We start from the raw sequence: 1,101 nt of genomic DNA on the forward strand, positions 1-1,101 counted from the left end.
TGTCCTCTTAACCTTCTTTCCGTGCTATTTTCGGGAAGGAGGAAGCCGCCATGGATGTATCATCGAAGACCATGAAGTTGCCACGTGACGCGGCCAGCAAGGTTGCGCAACAGCGGATGAGCGTTCTGGAGTTGGCTCGCGAACTGGGCAACGTCGCCGAGGCCTGTCGGCAGCGGGGGCTGGACCGGACCAGCTTCTACGAATGGAAGCGTCGGTTCCAGACGCAGGGCTTCGAGGGGTTGAAGGACCTTCCGCCGATCCACAAGAGCCATCCGCAGGCGACGCCCGAGCCGGTCGTCCAGCGGATCAAGGCGCTGGCGCTGGCGCATCCGGCCTACGGTTGCAACCGCCATGAAGCGCTTCTGGCGCTCGAGGGCGTCCGGGTCTCGGCGATCACCATCCAGAAGATCCTCAACGACAATGGGCTCGGCACCAAGGTCGAGCGCTGGCTTGCGCTTGAGGCGAAAACCGCCAGACAGGCGATCGACATCACCCCCGAGCAGGCCGCCTTCCTGGAGAAGCTCAACCCCTGCTTCCGCGAGCGCCACGTCGAAAGCACCGCTCCCGGCGAACTGCTGTCGGCCGACACCTTCTTCGTCGGCAGCCTGAAGGGCGTGGGCAAGGTCTACCTGCACGCGGTGGTCGACACCTACGGCTCCTACGCCTTCGGCTTCCTCCACGTCTCGAAACAGCCCGAGGCCGCGGTGGCCGTCCTGCACAACGACGTGCTGCTCTTCTACCGCAACCTCGGCCTGCCGGTGAAAGCCGTGCTGACCGATAACGGCCGGGAGTTCTGCGGGACGGAGAAGCATCCCTACGAACTCTATCTCGATCTCAACGGCATCGACCACCGCCGCACCAAGGTCAAGACGCCGAAGACCAATGGCTTCGTCGAGCGCTTCAACGGCACCGTCCTGGACGAGTTCTTCCGCATCAAGATGCGCGAGACGTTCTACGACAGCGTCGAGGCAATGCAGGCCGATCTTGACGCCTGGCTCGTCCACCACAACACCGAACGACCCCATCTCGGATATCGCAACATGGGGCGCAGACCCATCGAAACTATCATGTCATTCGTTAGCCAAGAAGGTTAAGAAGACA

The 1,101-nt window shown here is 62.1% G+C and carries 1 protein-coding gene; it reads left to right on the forward strand.

From position 1 onward, the window contains the following. Window positions 1-50 precede the first annotated feature (50 nt). The gene (locus tag D2T30_RS22870) at window positions 51-1,094 is read left to right on the forward strand and encodes an IS481 family transposase (RefSeq protein WP_128210655.1); all 1,044 of its coding nucleotides are present in this window, start codon (window positions 51-53) and stop codon (window positions 1,092-1,094) included. The last annotated feature ends 7 nt before the right edge of the window (window positions 1,095-1,101 follow it).

Source organism: Paenirhodobacter populi, assembly GCF_004022215.1.
GTDB classification, from domain to species: Bacteria; Pseudomonadota; Alphaproteobacteria; order Rhodobacterales; family Rhodobacteraceae; genus Rhodobacter; species Rhodobacter populi.